The sequence below is a fragment of the Nocardia sp. NPDC003269 genome (genome assembly GCF_042888005.1).
Lineage (GTDB): Bacteria > Actinomycetota > Actinomycetes > Mycobacteriales > Mycobacteriaceae > Nocardia.
Genome location: NZ_JBIAPA010000003.1, coordinates 719,112 through 741,743, shown reverse-complemented (window position 1 = coordinate 741,743; position 22,632 = coordinate 719,112). Strand labels below are relative to the sequence as shown.

Sequence of the window (22,632 nt, the reverse complement as noted above, 5' to 3'; positions counted from 1 at the left end):
ACGCCGCGCTGATGCCCGCTCAGCGGGGTGAGCCGGCCCTGTCACCCTTCGGCGCCGTCTTGCTGGTGACCAGGCCTATGCCGAAGCCGAACACCGTGATCGCGAAGAAGCACAGCAGCAACCCGCCGATCTTCGCCTCGGTGTCGGTGTCGGGACTGCGCCCGGAGCCGGAGGATCCGGCGACCACCGCGGCGGGATCGACGATCGCCTGGATTCCGGTGATCAGCAGAACTATCGCACCGAGGATCAGCGCGATACCGCCGAGCACGCGTTTGGCGGTACGGCGCGGTCCAGGGGCCTCGGCAGGTTCGGGGACGTCGGAGGCTGACATGCACGCAACCTATCACCGTGAGTCGACTCGGTTGCGTGCGCTAACGAACTGCTCTCTCGTTCCGCGGCAGGGCTGTCCATCAACATGGTCGACGTCATCGAAGCCGAACGCCAGTCTGAGCCGGGGCCGGTTGCTGGCTCCACCGGAGAGGCGTGGCGCGACGGTGTTGTCGCGGGCGAGCCGACATGCGTGCTCAGTGTCGGCCGCGGCGGCCCGGATCGTACGTAGAGTCCGAAGTCCGAAGTCCGAAGTCCGACGGAGGAGGCTGGATCTATGGCACGCGAGCTGTTGGCCGGGATCGTCGTCGCGATCGGTGCCGCCGTGGTGGCTGTGGGGTTGGTGTCTGCCGGGTCCGGTTGTGGCGGTGCAGCACCGGGTGCTGGTTGTGGATCGGTGCCCGAGCAGGCCGAGGTGGGGCAGGCGCAACCGGGGACGAAGACCATCACCGTGACCAAGACCGCCGCACCGGATGGGAAATCGTCCACGCCGACCAACGTCCCGAAGTCGACGAAGACGGTTACGGTCAGCAGGACCAAGTAGGGCCCCGACGGTCCCCGCTGTTCAGTCGATCTCGACTACTACCTTTCCAAGTGCGCGGCCCGCGCCGACGTAGGCCAAGGCGAGCGGAGCCTCCTCGAGCGGGAAGGTGCGGTCGAGGTGGATGTCGATTTCTCCCGCGACGCACATGCGCGCCAGCGGCTCGAAATGCGCAGGCCCCTCCTCGACGACGAGTACGCCGAGCGAACGTCCGGTCACCAGGCCGAGGAGTGCGCCCGCGGTCGCGGTGCGTAGCACGGCTCGGGTGGTTCCGCCGACGCAGCGGTATCGGCCGCCGCGTGTCAGTGCCCGGCGGTAGGCGAAGACCGATCGGAGGGCGACGAGGTCGAGTATCCGGTCGTAGGGGCCGGTGCGGGTGAAGTCCGTGACGCGGTAGTCGAGGACCTCGTCGGCGCCGAGTGCGCGTAGGAAATCGAGTTTGCCGGCGTTGTCGACCCCGGTCACCCGGGCGCCCGCCCGCCTGGCCAGCTGGATCGCGAACGCGCCCGTCCCACCGCCCGCCCCGTTGATCAGCACCGACATCCCCGAGGTGATGCCCGCGGTGCCCTGGATTGCGATCGCCCCTGACTGCGGCAGTGCGGCGGCCTCGGCGAAACCCAGTTCCGGCGGCTTGTGGGCCACCGTGGACGCGGGCGCGACGGCGTACTCGGCGAATCCGCCCTTGTGCACGAGATTGTCGCTGTACACCGCGTCACCCGGCGCGAACCCGGTCACCGACGACCCGACGGCCTCGATCACGCCGGCGATATCGGAGCCGAGAATGCCCCGGCGCGGTGCCAGCAAGCCGCCGATCCGCGAATAGAACGGCGTCCCACGCAGGCTCTCCCAGTCCGAGAGGTTCAGCGCGGTCGCGCGCACGCGGATGAGTACCTGGTCCGCGGCGGGCTCGGGTACGGGAACGTCGGTGAGAGACAGCACTTCCGGACCGCCGTAGCGGTCGTAGACGACGGCTTTCACGAGGTCTCCGAGGGCATCCGGTGACAGCCTGACACGCTGCGAATTCTAGTCGAAGCACGCACGGCCCTCGGATCACCAGTAGTGCGGTGTCAGTCCCCAGAAGTCGAATTCGGCGGTGAGGAGGGCCCGCAGCGCGGCGCGGGTCGGGAAGCGGTCGGGGTCGGCGCCGGTGACGGCGAGAGTCACGGTGCGGCCGTCGGTGGAGAAGGACAGGTTCACGCCGACCTCCACCCGGCGGAACATGGCGGGATCGTTGGTGCACACGACCGGGCGCATGAGGACGGCGGCGGCCCGGTGGCCGGCGAAGTCGGCGACGCCCTGGGCGGTCTCGCCGAGATTGGTGCACAGGCACTCCGGTGCGGTGGCGGTGCGGGCGAAGTGACGCAGGACGAAGCGGGGCAGGATCATCTGGAGCGGTTGCAGATGCTGGAGGGCGGGGGTGGTGGCCGGGTCGCGGTAGGCGGTCGCGGCTCGTTTGACCGCCGCCCTGACCGCGCCGAGGTCGATGCGGTCAGTGGCGCGGTAGCGGACCGAGATCGGCAGGCCGGTGGTGGCATTCGCGCGCGGGTCGTCGGCGGTGCGCATCGAATGGGGGATGTCGACGCGGATGTCGGCGGCGTCGCCGACGCGCCCGCTGCGGCCGAGCAGGCCCGCGCCGAGGGCGATCAGGAGTCCGTTGGTCGTGCCGGAATGCGTGGCGGCGATGGAGTTCCACTGATCCAGGGACAGGTGCACGACGGCATCGGCGGGCGACCAGCGATCCGGCAGCGGCAGCTCGGGGTCCGCCGGTCGGGGAGTGCGGCCGGGTTCGGTGACGGCGCGCGCCGCGAGGGCGGCCCGGATTCCCCGCGCGACGGCCCGGAGCTGGAACACGGCGTCGAAGATGTTCGCGCCGACCGTATTCCAGGGTGCCCGGCCGACCAGGCTCCCGGAGCTCACGGTCCGATCGGGCTCTTCGGTCAAGCGGGCCAGCGCGTCACCGACGGCGAACAGCACCGCGCCGCCGTCGGAGGCGACATGCGAGGTCACCAGCGACACCAAGGTGCCGCCCGTGGTGGTCGGCGCGGCGGACAACCGCCACACCGATCCGGCCGTGGGGTCGAAATCGACTCGGCTCTGGGCGAAGTACCAGTCCAGGACCTCGTCCTCGGTGACCGGCACCGTGTCCCAGCCGAGCGGGATCGAGGCGGCGGCGGGCATCCAGTACGGGCGGGCGAAGGGCACCCGGGTGCCCTGGACCCGGCGGGCCAGGAAGCCGTGGGCGAGCTGGGCGTGGAAGCGGTCGAGCAGCTCCCGGCTCAGCGGTTCGTCGAATCGCCAGGCGAGCTGGTTGACCAGCGCGTTGCCGTAGAGGCTGTGCAGTTTGAGGAACAGATCGTCGTCGGCGGTGAGCCGGTTGACGGCGGCCGCGGGGGTGATCGCGGGGGCGGTGAGTGTCATGGGGGCTCCTCTCAGCGGGCGCGCAGCGTGCGGACGGTCAGGGGCGCAAACACGGCGACGACGACGAGCGAGGCCACCACCGACCAGCAGGCGTCGGCGCCGATCGCGCCGTCCTCGGCGAGCGTGCGCACCGCCGACACCAGATACGACACGGGGTTGTAGTCGGAGACGTAGGCGAGCCAGGTGGGCATCGACTCCTCCGGCACCAAGGCGTTGGAGGCGAAACTCAGGAACGTCAGCACCAGCATCGACATGCCCTGCACGGCGGCGGGCCGCGACACGGTGACCCCGATGAACGCGAACAGCCAGCTGATCGCCGTGGTCGCCAGCACGACCAGCACCGCGCCGGCGAGGAATCCGAGCGGATGCGCGGGCCGGTAGCCCATGGCGAAGCCGACGATCACCACGGTGGTCGCGGCGATCACATATCGGGTCGCGCCGGCGAGCAACGCACCGGCGACGGGCGCCGACCGGGCGATCGGCATGGCGACGAACCGGTCGAACACCCCCGACCTGATGTCCTCGGAGAGCTGCACGCCGGTGGCGACCGAGGAGGTGAGCACGATCTGCACCAGCACGCCCGGGATCAGAATCGGCAGGTAGGCCGTCATGCTGCCCGCGATGGCGGTGCCGAAGATGCTGCCGAACAGCAGCGGTCCGACGATCGGCAGCAGCAGGGCGTCGTAGAGCAGCTGGGGGCTGTGCCGGAAGGTGAGCAGGCCACGCCAGGCCATCAGCAGGGACTGGAACAGCGCGGCGGGCAGGCTCACGTGGGTGACCCGGGGGCGGCGATCGATCGTCGCGGGGGCGGTGGCCTCGGCGGCGATCTCGGCAGTGGTGACGGTCATGGTGGTCTCCGTGATCAGGCGGCGGCGCGGGCCGTGCCGGTGAGAGCGAGGAACACCTCGTTCAGGTCGGGTCGGTCGACGGCGAAGCCGCGCAGCGCGATGCCCGCGGCCCGGCAGGCGGCGACGATGTCGGCGGCGGTGCCCGCGTCCGCGAGCGCGACGGTGAGGATCCCGGCCGAGGATCCCTCCGGCACCTCGCCGGTGAGGTCGGCGACGATGGCCTCCGCGTGCGCGGACTGAGCCGCATCGGCGAGTTCCAGGCGCAGCACCTGATCGCCGATGGAGGCCTTGAGCTCGGCGGCGGTGCCCTCCGCGACGATGGCGCCCCGATCGATCACCGCGATCCGGTCGGCCAGCGCGTCGGCTTCCTCGAGGTACTGGGTGGTGAGCAGCACGGTCGCGCCGCGCGCCACGAGCTTGCGGATGATGCCCCACATGCGGTCGCGGGTGTGCGGGTCCAGGCCGGTGGTCGGTTCGTCGAGGAAGATCAGCGGGGGATCGGTGATCAGCGTGGCGGCCAGGTCCAGGCGCCGCCGCATCCCGCCGGAGAACTGGCCGACCGGACGATCGGTAACCGCGCTCAGCTCGAATTCCTCGAGCAGTTCGGCGCTGCGCGCGGCGGCCTCGCGACGCGAGAGCCCCAGCAGTCGTCCGAACAGGCGCAGATTCTCACCGGCGGTGAGGGTTTCGTCGACGGAGGCGTACTGGCCGGTGAGCCCGATCATCGAGCGCACGGCGGTGGCTTCGCGCACGATGTCGTAGCCGAAGATCTCGGCGCTACCGCGATCGGGGCGCACCAGGGTCGCGAGCATCCGCACGGTGGTGGTCTTGCCCGCGCCATTGGGGCCGAGCAGGGCGAAGACCGTGCCCGCGGTGACGGTGAGGTCGACGGCGCCGACGGCGGTGAAGTCGCCGTAGGACTTGCCGAGTCCGGTGATCCGGATGGCGATCTCGGGGTTCATGGAAGTCTCCCTGCGGCGTGGACGAAGTCGGAGGTGAGCGGGGCGAGCGCCTCGACGGTGTCGGCGGCGCGCGCGACCCCGTCGCTGGTGAACGTCGCGGCGTAATCGGTCGCCCTGCGACGGACGTCGGGGGTCGAGATCCGGTCGAGCAGCGCGCCGAGGCGCGCGGCGGTGAGCGTGTGCGCGGGCGCGGTCGCCGCCAGGCCGAGCCGCTGGAGTGCCTGCCCCCAGTAGGGCTGGTCGGCCTGGACGGAGCAGATGACCTGCGGCACACCGGCTCTCAACGCGGCCGCGGTGGTGCCCGCGCCGCCGTGGTGCACGGCCGCCACGCACTGCGGCAGCACCTCGGCGTGGTCGACCTGATCGACGACGGCCACCTCGGCATCGAGGGAGGGCGTGATCGCGGCCCACCCCGAGGCCAGCAACAGCCGCCGGCCCCGACCCGCGCAGACCGCACGCAGCATGGCGACGAACGCGACGGGATCCCCGACATCCATCGAGCCGAAGCCCACATAGATCGGTGCGGAACCGACAGCCAGCCACCGGCGAACCGCGACCGTGGTGTCGGTGCGGTCCGCGGTGAGCACACCGTCGACGTCGATCGGAAAGCCGGTGAACGGCCCGGGCAGTTCGTCGCGCAGACCGGGGAACAGCGCGGGGTCGTAGGCCTGGATTCGCACCCGGACCTGTGGTTCGCCCGCGGGCAGCACCGGCGCCAGCGCGGCGGCCCTGGCGCGGGCGAGGACCGACCAGCCCCAACGGTGCACGACACCCGGAATCCGCTCCGCCCACCGCGCCGGAACCACCGGGACGACGGTCGTGGCCTGGATCGGGAAGAAGTGCATCGCCGCGAACGGCAGCCCGGCCTCGCGCGCCACCACGGCGGCGGCCTCCTCGCCCGCCATGCCCGCCACCACCACGTCATGACCCGGCACGAGCTCGCGCAGATCGGCGACCATCTCCGGCACGCCACGTTGCTGCAGGTCGAGTACCGCCCGCACCCGTGCCCACGGATTCCGGGCGCCGAATCGGGGGTCGGTGCGCTGGGCACGCAACAGCGCGGCGCTGTCGCAGCCGAACCCGACGGCGGGGACCCCGTGCTCGGTCGCGAACCCGACGAGGTTGGGGGCGAGCGCGAGGGTCACCTCGTGGCCCCGGGCGATCAGCGCGCGCGCCAGCAGGATGCCGGGCTGGGCGTCGCCCCGGCTGCCGGTGAAGGCCAGCAGTGCCCGCATCGGCTCACACCGCCTGCGCGACGACCGGCGCCGCGGCGGGCGCGGGCGCGTCGAGGTGGACCGCCGCGGTGACCTCCGCGAGCGCCGCGCCGAACGCGGTGAGGAACTCGTCCATCACCTCGGCGGGCAGGCCCGCCGGATACCGGGTGGACACGTAGAGGCCGTCGGCGGCCCGCACGACCCACAGGAACACCTCGTCGGTGGAGTACGACTCCGCCCGCAGGGTCCGGCCACGCAGGTCGGCGACGAGCTCGTAGCCGGGCAGCACCCGGATATCGAGGAAGGAGATGCCGAACCGGGGCGTCTCCGCGACCCCGAGGACCTCCAGCACCCGGGACCAGGACGCGTCGTTCGCGGTCCGCGACCGGCGCAGCGCCGTGCGCGCGCTGTCCAGCGCGGCGGCCATCCCCGCCTCGGGCTCCACCCGGATGTCGACCGGGACGACATTGACGAACCAGCCCATCGACTCCAGCCAGCGCAGATCGGGGCGGGTCGCGATCGGCATGATGGTGCGCATCCGCTCCGCGCCGAACCGGCGCTGATGGGCCACCGCCAGCGCAGCGAACACCGCCACCGACATCCGGTGCCGCACCTGGTCGAGGACCGCCTCGACCCGTTCGAGCTGGTCGAGCTCGAGCACCCGGCGCGACACACTCGGCTGCGCCAGGTCGGCCGGTGCGGGCCGGTGCGCGTGCGGGGCGAACCGCGGCATGGTGCCGTCGCCGCCGGCGAGGAACTCCCGCCAGGTCGCCACCGCGGGCGAGTCGGCGTCGAGCTCGGCGGCGGCCGCGCGCTCGACCACGGCGAAGTCGGCGGCACTACCGAAGGTGGCCGACTCGCGGGCCTGCTCGCCCGCCAGTACCTCGCGGTACAGGGTGCGCAGCTCGAGAATGAGAATGGCCTGGGAGTAGGCGTCCATGACCGAGTGATCGGCGGCCACCAGCACGGTGAAGTCCGCGGTCGCGGCGTGCTCGACCGTCGCGGCGAGCAGATGCGGCCAGACCAGCGGAGACAGGCGCAGTTCCAGTGCACCGCAGAGGAATTCGTTGATCCGGGTGCCGTCGGTGAGTCCGTCCACCCGGTGCTCGGCGATGCCGACCGCCGTGGCGGGGGCGAGCAGTCGGCGCGGTTCGCCCGCGGCGTCGACGCGCACCGTGGTGCGCAGCCCCTCGTGCCTGGCATGCCAGCGACGCAGCGTCTCGCGCCAGGCGGCGGGCTCGAGGCGCGCGTCCATCTCGAAGACGGTGCCGATCCAGCGCCCACGACCCGGTCGCGGATCGGCGGGGTCGACCCCGGCGCAGTAGCCGGCGTGCACGCTGGTCAGCGGACGGTCGTCGGGCTGCCAGGCAGCCGGGGGGAGTTCGGGCGTCCAGATCGACAACGTGCCGGGACGGATCTGGAATTCGGACAGGTGGGTGTATTCCATGACCGGGTTCACCTCGCGACGAATACATGCCGAAGCGGCGGAAGACGGATTCGAAAAAGGGGCACGTCGATGTGTCACCACTGGTGCTCTGGAACTTCGACGGCGGATATTCCCGGGAAGCCTCGGCGGATCTGATGGTATAGCCGGAACGGCGGAATTCATTCCTGTGACGGCGATCACGATTTCGCTGAACAAAACTCGTCGGTCAGCACCTTTTGCCGAGCGGTCGGCGGATTACGGCTGGCGCACAGAATATTTCGGAATGGAATTACCTGCGCACAGTGGTGTCCGCCGATACTTTTGTTCACCCGGGCCGGTCGACGGTGTCGGCGTCATCACAGCCCGGGGCGTCCGTTGTCCGGTGCTGTTTCCCCGTCGTTCATCTGACGCATGATGGCAGTGGGTGCAATCCCGGAACCTGTGGCGGTCAACGCGGTGCCGCGGCGTCGCCGCGAATGGCCAAGTCACGCAGCCGGAGCCAATCGATCGTGGGTGGGGCTGGCGGCGTTCCCGGCCGGTGGCGCGGTACCCATACGCGCAATGCGCCCGGTTCGATGACGCAGCGCACCGGGGTGTCGAGCTGGCGGGACTCGCCGTCGACACCGACCGGGATCTGTGGCGCGTCGGTGTCGACGGCGACTTCCGGGGTGGTGTGCTGGGTCAGGCCGCGGCTGCGGGTGCGGCGGATCAGCCCGACCGCGTCGCGGGTGTTGGCGACCGAGACGGTGACTGCCCCGAGCGTGCCGCGATCGAGGCGTTCGCGGCGGCTCAGCCCGGCGAGGTCGCTGGTGCCGTAGGGGTTGTTGCTCACCAGGATCGCTTGCGGGCCGTCGACCGTCGTGCCGTCGATGCGGGCGACGAGCCGGTTGCCGGTGTGCCCGGCGAGCAGGTCGGGCAGCAGGCGCAGCACCGTCGCGGTCTTGTCGTCGCGATAGGCGGGACTGCGCACGATCTCGGCGTAGACGCCGAACGAGGCGTTGTTGACGAACGGCAGGCCGTTGATCCGGCCCAGGTCCACCCGCAACTCCACACCGTCGCGGAGGGCGTCGAGCCCGGCGGCGGGATCGGCGCGATCCAGGCCGAGGTCCATCGCGAAGTGATTGCGGGTCCCCGCGCTGATCACCAGGAACGGCAGGTCGTGCTCGGCCGCGATGCCCGCCACCAGCGCCTGGGTCCCGTCGCCGCCCGCCACCCCGAGCAGATCCGCGCCCCGGGCGACGGCGTCTCTGGCCAGCGTCTCGACGTCGACATCGCCTTCGAGCAGGGCGACCTCCGCGCCGAGTTCCTCGGCGCGGCGGCGCAGATCGAACTTCTCCACCTTCCCGCCCCCGGAGCGCGGGTTCATGATGAGGAACGGGCGTTGGGCCACCGGGGCGGGCCGGTCGGGCGCGGGGGCGTGATGCGTCCCGGTGCGCAGCGCGACGCGCGCGCACAGGAGCGCCAGCAGAGCCACCGCCACGGTGAGCAGCACCACCCACAGCAGCCGGGCCCGCACGAACGCCACGACGACGATGATCGGCGAGAGCACCGCGATCGCCAGCGACACCCAGCGCAGCAGTCCGTACCTGGTCAGGAACCAGTACAGGGCGGCCAACGTGACGACCACGCCGCCGGTGCCAACGATCAGCACGCCGAGAGTCCCCACCACTCCCGCGAACAGCACCGGGATCACCGCGGTCAGCGCGGCGAGGAGAAGGGCGGCCCGGGCGGACCAAATCCGGATCCGCGCACCGGAGTCGGCGCTCATCGCCCAGCCCGCCGCACGTCGGGCCGGGGCGATGTCGCTAGCGCCGGCGGAGTCAGTGCTGTGGTCTCCAGGTGGAGATCGCCCAGACGATCACCAGGCTGAGCCCGATGATGATGAACGACCAGGCCGGATAGTAGGGCAGGGACAGGAAGTTCGCGACGATCACCAGCGCGGCGACGGCGAGCGCGCTGTACCGCCCCCAGGTGGCGCCCAGGACCAGGCCGACGCCGACGATCAGCGCCAGCACCCCGAGCACGACATGAATCCATCCCCAGGTCGTCGTGTCGAACTTGTACACGTATTCGACTCCGGCGACATATATTTCGTCGTCCAGCAGCGCGGCAATGCCCTGCAGGATCGAGACCGCCGCCAAGATGAGCAGCATGCACGCGGCCGTGATGGAAATACCCTCCGCGATGGCCTGTGTCTGGAAGGGTTCTTCCTCGGGTGGCGCGCGATGCGCCGACGAGGTATTGCTGGTCATGCTCGACTCCTCGGGATGCTGAGGGAAAGAAAGTGCCCGTCGAGAAATGGATCGCCGAGAATTGCGCCGACGGTCCGAGAGCGAAGTCGGCGAGCAGTGTGTATTCGGTGCGAGAACGCACTGATTTTACCGAAATAGTGTCCTCCGAACAAGGAATCGGGTGGTCACGGGATCAGCCCGCCGACGGGGGCGCCGCCTCGACACGGTCGAGTTCTTCGTCGAGGGCGAGCGCGGCGGTGATCAGGGCCAGATGCGTGAACGCCTGCGGGAAGTTGCCGAGTTGTTCGCCGGAGGGGCCGATCTCCTCGGCGAACAGACCGACGTGATTGGCGTAGGTCAGCATCTTGTCGAAGGCGTAGCGGGCCTGCTGCAAGCGGCCGGTCCGGGCCAGGGCTTCCACGTACAGGAAGCTGCACAGGTTGAAGGTGCCCTCGGTCCCGCGCAGGCCGTCGGGGGAGGCCTCGGGGTCGTAGCGGTAGACCAGGCTGTCGCTGACCAGTTCGTGGTCCATCGCGTCGAGGGTGCTCAGCCACATGGGGTCGTTCGGTGACAGGAATCCCATGCGGGGCATGAGCAGCAGCGACGCGTCGAGGACATCGGTGGCGTAGTGCTGGACGAAGGCCTGGCGTCGCTCGCTCCAGCCGCGGTCGATGATCTGCCGGAAGACCGCGTCGCGTTCGGCGGTCCAGCGGGCCAGATCGGCGGGTCGGGCGTGCTCGGTCGCCAGCCGGATACTGCGATCGAAGGCCACCCAGGTCATCAGCCGGCTGTAGGTGAAATCCTGACGCCCACCGCGGGTTTCCCAGATTCCCTCGTCGGGCCGGTCCCAGTGGTCGGCGAGCCAGTCGATCAGGCCGGTGAAGGTGCGCCAGCCGGCGATCGCGGCCATGTCGGTGGCCTGGGCCAGGGCGTCGGCCGCCTCGCCGTAGATGTCGAGCTGGATCTGGTCGGCCGCGCCGTTGCCCACCCGCACCGGCGCCGACTTCTCGTAACCCTCCAGGTGGGGCAAGATCAGCTCCTCGAGCTTCGGATCGCCGTCCACGCGGTACATGATCTGCAGGGGCTCGCCGGAGGCGGTGCCGCCGGCGTCCACCCGTTCGCGCAGCCAGCGCCGGAAAGCGAGGCCCTCCGCGGCGAATCCGAGGTCCATCAGCGCGCGGACCGAGAGGGAGGCGTCCCGGATCCAGGTGTAGCGGTAGTCCCAGTTGCGCTCGCCGCCGATCTGCTCGGGCAGTCCCATGGTGGCCGCGGCGATGGGGGCGCCGGTCGGCGCGTAGGTGAGCAGCTTGAGGGTGATCGCCGAGCGGTTGACCATGTTGCGCCAGCGGCCGCGATAGGTCGACGAGCGCAACCAGGTCTGCCAGAAGTGGCGGCAGTGGTCGAATTCGGTGGCGATGGCGGCCCATTCGGGTGCCGCCGACGCGGCGGCGCCCGGGGCGGTGGTGGTCAGCACGACCGCCGCGCGTTCCCCCGCGGATAGGGTGAAGCGCGCGGTGACGTCCGCGCCGTCGGGGTCGAGCACGATCGGTTCGGTGGCCTGCAGGTGCAGATCGGCGGTGGGGGAACGGAAGACGGCGGTGCGCTCGTCGACCTGCTCGAGAGTGTGGGTGGCGCGGGCGTAGTCGAAGCGTGGCCGGCATTCGAGGGTGAAGGTCAGGCTGCCGCGGACCACCCGCACGACGCGGACGAGCCGGTGCCGATCGGTGGGCGCGGTGCCGGGGATCGGGACCATGAAATCGGCGACCTCGCCGACGCCGTCGGGTCCGGAGAACCGGGTGACCAGGATGGCGGTGTCGGACAGGTACAGCTGCCGGACCGTGCCCGCGCTGGCCGGGTCGACCGCGATCGAGCAATGTCCGCCCCGCGCGCTGTCCAGCAGCGAGGCGAACACGCTCGGTGAGTCGAAGCGGGGCGCGCACCACCAGTCGATGGTTCCGGCGGACGACACCAGCGCCGCGGTCTGCAGGTCGCCGACGATGCCGTGTTCGTCGATGGGTGGGTACGCGTTCACGAGCGCTCCTCGCCTCGGGACTCTGCGGTCGGCCGTGCTGCCAGCCAACCAGCCGCCCGCGGCGCGGTCCTCACCCGGAACGGGTGATTCCCGTGACCGGACGGCGGGGCAGCAGGCCGGTGCCGAACAGCGCCAGGATCGCCAGCAGCGCGGTCACCGCGAACGCCACCTGCAGTGCCTCGAGGCGGGCATCGGTGTTGACGGCCAGGATGGCCTCGGCGGTGGCGTCGTCGATCCCGGCGTCGTCGAGCGCGTCCGACAGCTGCCGGTCCGACAGGAAGGGCACGCCCGAGGACAGATCGGTGGTGGCCTGCTGCTGCACGGAGGCGGGCACGGCCGGGTTCTGCTGGATGCCCGAGACCACCGACGACGTCAGCGTCGCGATCAGGATCGAGCCGATCAGCGCGGTCCCGAGGGACGCGCCGAGCTGGGTGGCGGTGTTCTGGATGCCGCCGACCTCGGAGCTGCGCGAATCGGGCACGGCCGAGACCGTGACCGCGCCCAGCTGCGAGGCCAGCGCGCCCAGACCCAGCCCCATCAGCAGCATCGGGATCGACACCACGGCCGCGTCGGCGCCGGGATCCATGCCGGCGGCGAGCATCAGCACGCCGACGATGATCACGCCCAGACCCAGCCGGACGACCCGGCGCGGATCGGCCTGCGGCCGGAAGCGGGGGATCCCGATCGCGGCCAGCACCAGCGCGACCGACAGCGGCAGGATGCGCACCCCGGTCTCGACCGCGCTGAGCTCGAGCACCACCGACAGGAACAGCGGCACGGTGAAGAACACCCCGGCCTGCACGGCGAACTGCGCGAAGAACATGCTCGACCCGCCGACGAGCTGCCGGTTGCGCAGCAGCGCCGGATCGACGAGCGGGTCGCGGCCCCGGTCGACGAGGTAGGTCTGCCTGCGCAGGAACAGATACATGGTGAACAGGCCGCCGAGTATCAGCCAGATGACCGCCGACAACCCGAACAGCGCGGGCGCGCCGGAGGTCGGTCGCACCCACCCCCATTCACTCGACCGCAGTACGCCGAACACGATCGCGCCCAGGCCGAGGACCGACAGCACGGACCCGACCAGATCGAGCCGGACCTGCTCGGCGGGCGCGTCCTCGACGCGGCGCAGCACCAGCAGGATCGCCACCACGATGACCACCTCGCCGAAGAAGACGTAGCGCCACGACGCGAACGTCGTCACCGCGCCACCCAGCAGCGGACCGACCGCGACGGCGACCGCGCCCGCCGCCGCCACCATCCCGTAGGCCGCCGAGCGGCGCGCGGGCGGGAAGTTGCCCGCTACCAGGGCGACGATCGCAGGCATGATCAGGGCCGCGCCGATCCCCTCCAGCAGCGACCAGCCCAGCAGCAGGATCGCCAGATTCGGCGCCAGGCCGGTGACGAACGAGCCGATGCCGTAGATCACGAGGCCGATCCCGAACACCCGGCGCCTGCCGACGATGGCGCCCACCTTGCCGCCGGTGATCATCAGCGAGGCCATCACCAGCGTGTAGAGCGTGATGGCGGTCTGGATCCCGGTGATCGTGGTGTCGAGGTCCTGGGCGACGGTGGCCATCGACACGTTCATCACCGAACTGTCGAGCGTCATCAGGAACTGGCCGGCGGCCAGCACGAGCAGGACGAGCGAACTCGACTTCACCGGTGGCGCCGACACGTGGTCCTCCTCGCGGTCAGTGGGTCAGGACGACTTTGACCGCGACGACCGTGGTGGCCGCGCAGCCCAGCACCACCGCCCCGATCAGCGTCGATCGGTCCGGGCGCCGGCCTTGCAGCCGCCGGATGACGAAGACGATGCCGGCGATCCGCACCAGCATCACGACCTCGGCCAGCACCTGCGCGGTGCGCGGCTGCAGCCACCCGAAGGCCGCGGCCGCGAGCACGACGCAGGGCACCACCGCCGAGCTGAGGATGGGCAGCGAATCGCGCAGGTCGGCCCAGCGATCCGCCGTGGTCTGCGGCGAGCCCTCGCGCACCGATCGGCCGACGCTCTCGGCGAAGGAATGCGCGATGAACGTCGACACGGCGGTCCCGAGAACAACCAGGATGCCGACGTTCTCGGCGGACGGCGCGACCGGGATCAGGGCGGCCAGGATCAGTACGTTCCCGTAGATGTAGGCGCTGATGCGGCTGGCCGCGTTGCCCTGGTCGAGGGGGACGCGGGAGAACAGGGGCCTGTGCAGGAGCTCGTGACTGATGCTGTCCATCCGTCCTCACCGTGTTCGTCGGGCGCTACCGGTCTCACGTCGGAAAGGTGTGCTTCCCCAGTACTGTATTCGCGGTTCGCGACGGCCGCGAGGAGGTGCGACGCCTGTCGTCGTCGGGACCCGGCGCCGATCGCCCGCCGTCTCGATCTCGGGCGAATATCTGTCCGGCGGGGAATTCACCGCACCGGACGAGCTGTCCGGCAATTGTGCCCCGCACGGCATTCGAGCGCCGGGCGATTTCGCATCGGCAACGCTCTCACCTGCTGAAACATCGATTTCGTTGTCGACGAGACGAATGCGCGCGCGTGCTCACTGGTAATGCTCCAGTGCGCCGAGATCGTGTCGTGATCGGCGGTGGCGAGTTGCTATGGTGGGCAAGCGAATCGTTCGTCCGAATGTTAGGAAAACTTGATGGGAAGCACTGCTCTCGACGTCATTGCCCTGCTGGTCAACCGGGCAGCCGGATTCTGGAACTGGATGGCGACCGGCTCGGCGGGATTCCCGCCGCTGTGACGGTGTGATCTGTGCGCGCGAAACCCCGGAAGGCCAACGGCCCTCCGGGGTTTCGCCGTTTCCGGTGCCGGCATCCGTAGGGTGGGCCCATGACGACCGTGGAGACCGGGACCGTGCCACCGACTCGGCGCTGGGTGTCGGCGATGCGCGCGTCGACGGTGCTGGCGGCGGGGGCGATCGTCGCGCTGCTGCTCGACGACGCCACCGCCCTCGACCTGCTGGTCACGGTCGCCGCGGTGCTCGCGCTGCTGGTCGCCGGCGTGGTCTGGCTGGTGTGCGCGCCGATCGGGTGTGCGCGCTACCGGCGCTACGGCACCGTGCTGGTCGCGCCGCTGGTGGTGCTGGCCGGGGTCGGCGCCGTCGCGGCGGGGATTCCGGACCGGGTGGCCTGGTGGCTGTCGGAATCGGCGCTGACCGAGGTGGCGCGGGGACGGTGTGCCGAGTCCGAGGCAGGCTGGATCGGGGTGATCCGGGTGTCCTCGGTCGCCGATCGCGACGGCGGCTGCCTGTTCGGGATCGGTGACTCGCTCGGCGGCCTGGCCTACTTCCCCGCCGGTGCCCGGCCGCCGGTGCACGTCCCCACCGCCTATCAGCCCGTCTACACCCCGTTCGACGGGAACTGGTACCGGTACTCGGTCGACGTGCACGACGGGCACTGAGACGCTCGTCCGGTTCTGTCGTACCCCGGCGTTACCGTTGGCGCACAGCCCATGTCGAGGAGGGTGACGATGACCGACAGTGTCGACGGTGTGCGGGAACGAGCGCGGCGTCCGGAGGATCTGAGCCGGCTGGTGGTCGAACGGCTGAACGCCGGTGACGTGGACGGCCTGGTCGAGTTGTACGAATCCGAGGCGGTCCTGGCCCTGCCGGACGGCGTGGTGGCGACCGGCATCGCGGAGATCAGAGCCGCCTACGCGCGCCTGGTCGCGGACCGGCCGGTGTTCCAGCTCGGCGCGCAGGCGCCCGCGCTGCGGGCAGGCGATCTGGCGCTCACGTCGTCGCGGCTGCCCGGCGGCACGGGGGCGACCGTCGAGGTCGCGCGCAGGCAGCCGGACGGTAGCTGGCGCTGGATCCTGGACCAGCCGAACGTGCTCGGCTGAGCGGGTAGCGGTGTCCAGAATGTTGGACATCGCGGGGAACGCCTGCTCCGTAGCGTGGTGCTCAGGTCGGGACCAGCACATCGAGGAGGCCTGTACATGACGAGGTCGCATTCCGTCCTCGCCCGGGCGTCGGGCTCCGACGGCGCGTGGCGCACGACGATGCCGCTCGCCGAGCACGGCGACGACGCGGGCCGGGTACGGCACCTGGTCGCCGCGTTCACCGAGACCGAGGACGCGGTGGGCGCCGCCGAGATCGAGGACGTCGTCGCGGCGTGGGTGCGCCAGGGTGTCTCGTTGGAGACGGTGCTGCGCTACGCGGTGCTGCGCGAACACCACAGCGCGGTGCACCTGATCACGGCGGCCCTGCTCGACGGGAGCGCGACCGCGACGATGGCCCGGCGGTGCGGGGTCGAGATCGCGTCGCACTACTGGGTGCTCGCGGTGGCCATCACCGATCCGCCCGCGTCCGGCGCCCGGGTACGCCCCGATCGGGCACAGGGCCGGCGTCGGCTCGAGCAGGTGCGCGCCGAGTTGTTCCGCTGGTCGGACGGCACCGCGCTGTCCCTGCTGACCGGCGACGGAGGCACCGCGCTGCTTCCCGGTGATGTCGACGCCGACGAACTCGAACCGCTCTTCGCCGCGCTCACCGACGCCGCGGGCGTGCCGATCACCGTGGCGGTCGCGCACTGCGCCGGCGACGCGCTGCCGACCTGGGCGGACCGGACCCACAGCCTGCTCGACATGGTGCAGCGGCTCGGCGTCGACGGCAGGCTGCACCACTTCGCCGACCTGGCGCTGGAGTACCAGCTCACCCGACCGGGCCCCGGGCGGGATTTCCTTGCGGCGCTGCTGGATCCGCTCGACGAGCACCCCGAACTGTTCGCTACCCTGCGGTGCCACATCGCGCACGACGTGAACCGGCAGCGCACCGCGCGTGCCCTGCACGTGCACCCCAACACCGTCGACTTCCGGCTCAAGCGGATCGCCCGCCTGACCGGCTGCGACGCGACCCGCAGCCACGGCCTGTGGCGCCTGCGGTCGGCGTTGGTCGCGCGCAGCTATCGCAGCGCGGAACCGGTGTAGCGCAGCGGCTTGCGCCGATCGATCAGTTCTGGTTCAAGCCGGTCGACAGGACGACGACGACCTTGTCCTGGGTGACCTCGCTGACCCGGACATCCATCCCGTTGGCCGCCTGCGACTGGCCGACCGGCACCGTCACCTGCTGGCCGCCGATGCTCAGCGTCACCATGTCGCCGTTCACCGCGACCAGCTCGGCGTCGATGCCGAGCACCGATGCCTTGGCGCTCACCCCGCGCTCGAAGGTGACCGTGCACCCGCTCACGTTGCACTCGGTGGTGGTGCCGGGGCCCGTCATGGTGCAGGCGGAGGCGGCGAAGGGCAGCAGGAGGGCGAACGCACACAGCGTGATCAGCCGACGAACAGGCATGCCGGTCAGTGTAGTGCGAGCCGCCGGGCCGGGGCCGAAAGCGATGAGTCGGGAGCGAAGGTACAACGGAACGGTCTCGCCGTGTTGCGGGTCCGCCACGCCGGGTAATACCGTCGCTGACAGGTAACTGGCGTCGCAGAGGGGTTGCCGATCGTGTCCGGTACGTCGGGGTGAACCGGCCGAATCTGTCGTTCGTGAGCAGATCCGCCGGTCGACCGGGTGGTCGCTGGACGCGAGCGGTCGAGTCGGGAGGTGGGTCGATGAGCGCGAGCGAGATGACGGTTGCCAGCCGCTGGTGGTGGCGGCCGGGGTGGACACCGGGACGGTCCTTCTACGACTGGCAGGTCACGCCGACCCAGCCGGTCGCCGACAAGCTGGTGGAGATCTTCGGCCCGACGCTGACCAGACTGCCCGGCTTCGAACCGGTCGACGCGGGCCGGCTGCGGATCGGAGTCCAGGGCATCGGCTTCGTCGACGGCGTCAAGGGAGTGCATCTCGCGGCGCTGGTCGCCGGCTCGCGCACCGTCCTCGCCGAGCGCGCCCCGTTCCAGATCGGCTTCGGCGCGCCCGTGGTCGCGGCCGATTCGATCCGGCTGCCGATCACCTTGCCCGCCGATCTGCTCGAGGTCCGCGACGACCTCACCCGCGCGCTGACCGACGTGTGGATCCGTGAACGGATCCCCGAGTTCGGCGAGCCGCTGCGGCCGTACCTGGCCCTGGCCTACGCCACCCGGCCGACCCCGGTCGAGCACGTCCGGACGGTGCTCGCCGAGGAAGGCTTCGCCGATTTCGGCCTCGACGACACGGTGTCGTCGGTGTCGCTGGTCGAATTGCAGTGCGAGAACCAGCGATACGACTGGTCCGAGGTGAGCACCGCCGATCTGCTCCGGGTGCCCGATCCGGTCGTCGAACCCACCGTCTACGACGATCCGCTCTTCGGCGCGTTGCGACGACCGGCGGACCTGCTCAGGGGATGAGCCGCGGCGGCGGGGTGCCGTGCGGCAGGCGCGGGCCGACCGCCACCCTGGCGCCCGCGGTCCGGCCGTTGCCCCAGCCGAGCTTCTCCCGGTACCGGCCGATGTGCTCGGTCGGCAGCGTGGCCTCGCGGGGGAGCGCGGTGGACTCCGGGGACACGTAGAGCGCGTCGGTGGGGCAGTACGCCTCGCACATGAAGCAGGTCTGGCAGTCCGATTGCCTGGCGATGACCGGAATGCCGTCCTCGGTGCGGTCGAACACGTTGGTGGGGCAGGCGAGCACGCATTTGTCGCAGCCGATGCAATCCTGCGCGCGCAGCAATTCGATCACGACGCCACCGCCAGTCCGGCGTTACGGGCGTCGGCGGTGCCGGTCCACGGCGCGTCGAGGCCACCGGAGACGACGTGGTGATGCTGGGCCGGATCGATGGCGGGATGATCGGCCCGTTTGCTCATGCCCCTGGTCTCGGTGCGCGACAACGTCGATCGGTACATCAACCTGCCGACCGCGGTGATCGCCGCGGCCTGCCTGGCCCTGATCCGGTCGTCGCCGGTCGTGCCCGCCAGCCCGTCGGCGGCGGCGTTCCACAGCTCGTCGAGACGGGCGAGCGCGGGCCGCAGCCGGTCGCCGTGGCGCAGGTAGTTCTTCTCGAACGGGATCAGTTCCGCCTGGGCGGCCGCGACCACCTCGGCGGCGGCGAGGGTGCCGGAACCGGTGGGTCGCAGGCCGACCCGGCCCGCGCCCTCGACCTCGCCGCCCGTGCGCGCCGTGCGGGCGTAGCGCGCGGCGCCCGCGCCGGCCCAGCTGCCCGACGACATCGCCCAGGCCGCGTTGTGGCTGCCCCCGCCGGTGAAACCGCCGCAGATCCGCTCCCTGGTCGCGGCGTCGCCCGCGGCGAAGAGCCCGGGGACCGTGGTGGCGCAGTCGTCGTCGACCACATCGATGCCGCCGGTGCCGCGCACGGTGCCCTCGGCGAGCAGGTCGATCTCGAAACGCTGGGTGAACGGGTCGATCCCGCGGCGGTCGAACTGCAGGAAGAAGTTCGGCTGCCCCAGCCGCATCTGCGCCTGCACGGTCGCGTCGGCCCGGTCGAGCTGAGCGAAGACCTTCTCCCGCGACAGGGTGCGCGCGATCACCGAGCGGCCCCTGGTGGACCCGGCGTCCTCGAGTACCCGGCCGTCCTCGCCGAAGAAGGTGGCGTAGCCGTAGTAGGCGGTCTTGGTGATGGTCGAGCCCTTGGGCACGATCGCGTAGGCGTTGGAGAACTCCATGCCCGAGAACCGCGCGCCCACCTCGGCCGCCATCAGCGCGCCGTCGCCGGTGTCGACATTGGTGCCCAGCGCCCCGGACAGGAACGCGCAACCGCCGGAGGCCAGCACCACCGCACCCGCGGTGATCCGGTAGTCCCGGTCGAGCTGGCGCTGATGCCCCGCCGCGCCGCGCACCGCGCCGGTGTCGTCGACGAGCAGTTCCAGCGCGGGTGAGTGGTCGTGGATCCGCACCCCGATCCGCTGGAGCCAGGCGCGCATCCGCCGCATGTACTCCGGACCCTGCACGCCGGTGCGCAGCGGTTCGCCGGTGGCCGGGTCGACAGGGAAGGGGTAGCGGCCCTCGACGGCGAGCCGGTGCATGTTCGTGTAGGTCTGGTCCAGGACGCGGTCCATCCAGTAGTGGTCGGCGAGGTGGCCGCCCAGTGCCTCGCGCGACGCCTTCGCGCTCGCGCGGGCGGTGGCCTCGGGCGCGACGTACCAGACCCCGGTGCCCGACGGCGCGGTGGCGCCGCTGGTGCCGCAGTAGCCCTTGTCGACCAGGATCACCTCGGCGCCCGCCTCCCTGGCGTGGATCGCCGCCCAGGACGCGGCGGGGCCGCCGCCGATCACCAGGACGTCGGTGCTGGTGTGCCAGGTTTCGCTCATGGATCGTGCTCCTGTCGAGAAGAAGCCGGTGCCCGGCCGGGGACGGCCGGGCACCGGAGGGGAAATCAGGCGCCGGTGAACTTCTCGCCGGCCACCGAGCTGGACGCCGTGCCGTCGACGCCGACCGGGACCTCGCCCTCGAGGGTGGTGCGGTAGAGCACCCGGGTGACGTCGAGGTGGTCGAGATCGCTCGGGGCCAGGTGGGCGGTGGCCCGGTTGTCCCAGAACGCGATGCTGCCCTTCGCCCACCGGAACCGGACGGTGTAGGCGGGGTGGGCGATCTCGTCGAAGAGCAGCTGCAACAGGGCGTCGCTCTGCGGCGGGGTCAGGCCGATGATCCGGGTGGTGAAGCCCGGGTTCACGAACAGCACCCGCTCACCGGTCACCGGGTGCACCCGCACCACCGGGTGCTCGGTGACCAGCGGCGCGGCCGCGATCTTGCGGGCGTAGTCGCTGTCGGCCTCCCACGGCGGGATCCGGCCACCGAAGCGGTGCTCGGCGCGCAGGCCGTCGAGGAAGGTGCGCAGCGACTCCGGCAGCCCGGCGTAGGCGGCGGCCAGATTGGTCCACTGGGTGTCGCCACCGCGCTCGGGGGCGATCTCGGCGCGCAGGATCGACGCCGCGGGCGGGTTGATCAGCGGCGAGACATCGGTGTGCCACTGGTTGGTGTAGCTGAACTTCTTGCGGCCGAACCGCTTCTCGTAGAGGCGGCTGTCGACGGCCAGGATCTCCGGGTGCTCGGTGGGGGCGTCGTCGTCGTAGGGGTGCGACGGGGTGACGGCGCCGAACCGGCGGGAGAAGGCGATCTGCTCGGCGTGGCCGATCTCCTGATCGCGGAAGAACAGCACCTTGTGCCGGTGCAGGGCGGCGGTGAGCTCCGCGACCTGGGCGTCGGTGAGCTCGGTGCGCAGGTCGACGCCGGCGACCTCGGCGCCGATGTGCCCGGCGACCGGAGTGATCTCCAGTTCGGTAGCGGTGCGGGGGGTTTCGATGGTGGTCATGTTCTCGGTCCTTCGGGGATGCCGGGCTGGGGGCGGGTGTGCTCAGCGGCCCGGACAGGAACTGCTCACCACCCGCATCAGGTCGATGTCGAGACGTCGGGTCCGCATCAGGCGCTGGCCCGCGAATCCCGCTCGGCGAACCGGCTTTCCACCGGGTCCAGGCCGTAGTGGCCACGCAGCGTGGTGGATTCGTAGTCGGCGCGGAACAGGCCGCGCTCCTGCAGGATCGGCACCACCCGGTCGACGAAGTCCGCCAGCCCGCCGGGCAGGTACGGCGGCATGATGTTGAAGCCGTCGGCGGCGCCCGCCTCGAACCAGGTCTGCAGCTCGTCGGCCACTTGCTCGGGCGTGCCGGCGAAGGTCCGGTGTCCGCGGCCACCGCCCAGCTTGCCGATGAGCTGGCGCACGGTGAGCTCCTCGGTCTCGGCCAGCTCCTTGACCAGCGTGAACCGGCTCTTGCCGCCCTCGATCTCGCTCTCGGCGGGCAGCGGGGGCAGCGGCGCGTCGAGCGCGTGCGCGGTGAGGTCGACCCCGAGCATGGACGAGAGCTGACGCAGCGCGTAGTCCGGCGAGATCAGGTCGGTGAACTCCTGCTCGAGCGCCTTCGCCTCCTCGACGGTGTCGGCGATGAACGGCACCAGGCCGGGCAGCACCTTCAATTCGTGCTCGGCGCGACCGTATTTCGCCAGCCTGCTCTTGAGATCGCGGTAGAACCGCACGCCCTCCTCGAGGGTGCGCTGCGCGGTGAACACCGCCTCGGCCCGGTGCGCCGCGAACTCCTTGCCCGATTCGGACGATCCGGCCTGCACCAGCAGCGGCCTGCCCTGCGGGCCACGCGGCGAGTTGAGCGGGCCGCGCACCCGGAACCGCTCGCCGGCGTAGTCGAGGGTGTGCACCCGGGTCGGGTCGGCGAACACGCCGGCCTCGGCGTCGAGCACGATCGCCTCGGACTCCCAGCTGTCCCACAGCGCTAGCGCCACGTCGACGAACTCCTCGGCGCGCTCGTAGCGGCGGGCGTGCTCGGGGATCGCGTCGAGGCCGAAGTTGTAGGCCTCGTCGACACTGCCGGAGGTGACGATGTTCCAGCCGGCCCGCCCCGCGCTGATGTGGTCGAGCGAGGCGAACTTGCGGGCCAGGTTGAACGGCTCGTTGTAGCTGGTCGAGGCGGTGGCGATGAGGCCGATCCGCTCGGTGGCGGTCGCGATCGCCGACAGCAGCGTCACCGGTTCGAACACCGCCAGGGTGTTGCGTTCGATGCGCGGGCCGACCGCGAGGGTGTCGGCGAAGAACACCGAGTCGAGCTTGCCGCGCTCGGCGATGCGGGCCAGCTCCTGGAAGTGCCGCACATCGAGTACCCGGTGCGCGTCGGTCCGCGGGTGGCGCCAGGCCGCCTCGTGGTGGCCGACGCCCATCAGGAAGGCGTTGAGATGAAAGGTCTTGCGGGACATGGAAGAGA

Annotated in this window: 23 protein-coding genes; 6 read left to right on the top strand and 17 right to left on the bottom strand. The window is 71.0% G+C overall.

The genetic code is table 11. The features are described 5' to 3' along the window. Window positions 1-19: 19 nt before the first annotated feature. The gene (locus ACFYWJ_RS23370; protein ID WP_355271753.1) at window positions 20-331 is read right to left on the bottom strand and encodes a hypothetical protein; all 312 of its coding nucleotides are present in this window, start codon (window positions 329-331) and stop codon (window positions 20-22) included. Between the two features lie 273 nt (window positions 332-604). Between ACFYWJ_RS23370 and ACFYWJ_RS23365 the strand changes: the two genes are divergently transcribed. Beyond that, window positions 605-871 (top strand): hypothetical protein, encoded by a 267-nt coding sequence (locus ACFYWJ_RS23365; protein WP_355271754.1) that lies wholly within the window; start codon window positions 605-607, stop codon window positions 869-871. A 21-nt stretch (window positions 872-892) separates the two neighbouring features. Here ACFYWJ_RS23365 and ACFYWJ_RS23360 read toward each other — a convergent pair whose 3' ends face one another. The 6 genes from ACFYWJ_RS23360 to ACFYWJ_RS23335 all read right to left on the bottom strand — a co-directional run bounded on the left by ACFYWJ_RS23360 (window position 893) and on the right by ACFYWJ_RS23335 (window position 7,757). Beyond that, on the bottom strand, window positions 893-1,846 hold the full coding sequence (locus tag ACFYWJ_RS23360; protein WP_355271756.1) for an NAD(P)-dependent alcohol dehydrogenase: 954 nt from the start codon (window positions 1,844-1,846) through the stop codon (window positions 893-895). Between the two features lie 72 nt (window positions 1,847-1,918). Then, window positions 1,919-3,286, bottom strand: coding sequence for a hypothetical protein (locus tag ACFYWJ_RS23355; protein WP_355271758.1), 1,368 nt, complete (start codon window positions 3,284-3,286; stop codon window positions 1,919-1,921). A gap of 11 nt (window positions 3,287-3,297) precedes the next feature. After that, window positions 3,298-4,134 (bottom strand): ABC transporter permease, encoded by an 837-nt coding sequence (locus tag ACFYWJ_RS23350; RefSeq protein WP_355271759.1) that lies wholly within the window; start codon window positions 4,132-4,134, stop codon window positions 3,298-3,300. 14 nt (window positions 4,135-4,148) lie between these two features. Beyond that, complete coding sequence (locus ACFYWJ_RS23345) at window positions 4,149-5,096, bottom strand: ATP-binding cassette domain-containing protein (protein ID WP_355271760.1); 948 nt, start codon at window positions 5,094-5,096, stop codon at window positions 4,149-4,151. After that, a complete protein-coding gene (locus ACFYWJ_RS23340) occupies window positions 5,093-6,331 on the bottom strand; it encodes a nucleotide disphospho-sugar-binding domain-containing protein (RefSeq protein ID WP_355271762.1) in 1,239 nt (412 codons plus the stop codon). The genes ACFYWJ_RS23345 and ACFYWJ_RS23340 overlap by 4 nt, the downstream gene beginning before the upstream one ends. Before the next feature lie 4 nt (window positions 6,332-6,335). Next, window positions 6,336-7,757, bottom strand: a complete 1,422-nt coding sequence (locus ACFYWJ_RS23335) for a condensation domain-containing protein (RefSeq protein ID WP_355271763.1) — start codon at window positions 7,755-7,757, stop codon at window positions 6,336-6,338. On the opposite strand from ACFYWJ_RS23335, the gene ACFYWJ_RS23330 reads away from it, so the two are divergent. After that, window positions 7,756-8,151, top strand: coding sequence for a hypothetical protein (locus ACFYWJ_RS23330; RefSeq protein WP_355271765.1), 396 nt, complete (start codon window positions 7,756-7,758; stop codon window positions 8,149-8,151). The two genes, ACFYWJ_RS23335 and ACFYWJ_RS23330, sit on opposite strands and share 2 nt — an antisense overlap. A 33-nt stretch (window positions 8,152-8,184) precedes the next feature. Here ACFYWJ_RS23330 and ACFYWJ_RS23325 read toward each other — a convergent pair whose 3' ends face one another. From ACFYWJ_RS23325 to ACFYWJ_RS23305, 5 genes are all read right to left on the bottom strand, one after another. Next, window positions 8,185-9,504: a diacylglycerol kinase family protein gene (locus ACFYWJ_RS23325; protein WP_355271766.1), complete on the bottom strand. Its 1,320-nt coding sequence runs from the start codon at window positions 9,502-9,504 to the stop codon at window positions 8,185-8,187. Window positions 9,505-9,556: 52 nt separating this feature from the next. Further along, window positions 9,557-9,988 (bottom strand): acetyltransferase, encoded by a 432-nt coding sequence (locus ACFYWJ_RS23320; RefSeq protein ID WP_355271768.1) that lies wholly within the window; start codon window positions 9,986-9,988, stop codon window positions 9,557-9,559. A 172-nt stretch (window positions 9,989-10,160) separates the two neighbouring features. Beyond that, window positions 10,161-11,999: a glycoside hydrolase family 15 protein gene (locus ACFYWJ_RS23315; RefSeq protein WP_355271770.1), complete on the bottom strand. Its 1,839-nt coding sequence runs from the start codon at window positions 11,997-11,999 to the stop codon at window positions 10,161-10,163. Window positions 12,000-12,069: 70 nt separating this feature from the next. Further along, a complete protein-coding gene (locus ACFYWJ_RS23310) occupies window positions 12,070-13,674 on the bottom strand; it encodes an MFS transporter (RefSeq protein WP_355271772.1) in 1,605 nt (534 codons plus the stop codon). Window positions 13,675-13,690: 16 nt separating this feature from the next. Next, window positions 13,691-14,224 (bottom strand): hypothetical protein, encoded by a 534-nt coding sequence (locus ACFYWJ_RS23305; RefSeq protein ID WP_355271774.1) that lies wholly within the window; start codon window positions 14,222-14,224, stop codon window positions 13,691-13,693. 602 nt (window positions 14,225-14,826) lie between these two features. Between ACFYWJ_RS23305 and ACFYWJ_RS23300 the strand changes: the two genes are divergently transcribed. The 3 genes from ACFYWJ_RS23300 to ACFYWJ_RS23290 all read left to right on the top strand — a co-directional run bounded on the left by ACFYWJ_RS23300 (window position 14,827) and on the right by ACFYWJ_RS23290 (window position 16,920). Further along, entirely contained in the window at window positions 14,827-15,396 is a 570-nt protein-coding gene (locus ACFYWJ_RS23300; protein WP_355271775.1) for a hypothetical protein, read from the top strand. Between the two features lie 69 nt (window positions 15,397-15,465). Further along, entirely contained in the window at window positions 15,466-15,837 is a 372-nt protein-coding gene (locus ACFYWJ_RS23295; RefSeq protein ID WP_355271776.1) for a nuclear transport factor 2 family protein, read from the top strand. Between the two features lie 96 nt (window positions 15,838-15,933). Next, a complete protein-coding gene (locus tag ACFYWJ_RS23290) occupies window positions 15,934-16,920 on the top strand; it encodes a helix-turn-helix domain-containing protein (protein WP_355271778.1) in 987 nt (328 codons plus the stop codon). Window positions 16,921-16,942: 22 nt separating this feature from the next. On the opposite strand, the gene ACFYWJ_RS23285 is transcribed toward ACFYWJ_RS23290, so the two are convergent. Continuing rightward, on the bottom strand, window positions 16,943-17,284 hold the full coding sequence (locus tag ACFYWJ_RS23285; RefSeq protein WP_355271779.1) for a hypothetical protein: 342 nt from the start codon (window positions 17,282-17,284) through the stop codon (window positions 16,943-16,945). A gap of 260 nt (window positions 17,285-17,544) precedes the next feature. Between ACFYWJ_RS23285 and ACFYWJ_RS23280 the strand changes: the two genes are divergently transcribed. Beyond that, on the top strand, window positions 17,545-18,261 hold the full coding sequence (locus ACFYWJ_RS23280; protein WP_355271780.1) for a hypothetical protein: 717 nt from the start codon (window positions 17,545-17,547) through the stop codon (window positions 18,259-18,261). On the opposite strand, the gene ACFYWJ_RS23275 is transcribed toward ACFYWJ_RS23280, so the two are convergent. The 4 genes from ACFYWJ_RS23275 to ACFYWJ_RS23260 form a co-directional block, all read right to left on the bottom strand. Next, complete coding sequence (locus ACFYWJ_RS23275; protein ID WP_355271782.1) at window positions 18,251-18,589, bottom strand: ferredoxin family protein; 339 nt, start codon at window positions 18,587-18,589, stop codon at window positions 18,251-18,253. The genes ACFYWJ_RS23280 and ACFYWJ_RS23275 overlap by 11 nt on opposite strands. Further along, window positions 18,586-20,175: an FAD-binding protein gene (locus ACFYWJ_RS23270; protein WP_355271784.1), complete on the bottom strand. Its 1,590-nt coding sequence runs from the start codon at window positions 20,173-20,175 to the stop codon at window positions 18,586-18,588. The genes ACFYWJ_RS23275 and ACFYWJ_RS23270 overlap by 4 nt, the downstream gene beginning before the upstream one ends. Window positions 20,176-20,240: 65 nt before the next feature. Next, complete coding sequence (locus tag ACFYWJ_RS23265; protein ID WP_355271786.1) at window positions 20,241-21,176, bottom strand: TauD/TfdA family dioxygenase; 936 nt, start codon at window positions 21,174-21,176, stop codon at window positions 20,241-20,243. Between the two features lie 107 nt (window positions 21,177-21,283). Next, on the bottom strand, window positions 21,284-22,624 hold the full coding sequence (locus ACFYWJ_RS23260; RefSeq protein WP_355271788.1) for an LLM class flavin-dependent oxidoreductase: 1,341 nt from the start codon (window positions 22,622-22,624) through the stop codon (window positions 21,284-21,286). Between the last annotated feature and the right edge of the window lie 8 nt (window positions 22,625-22,632).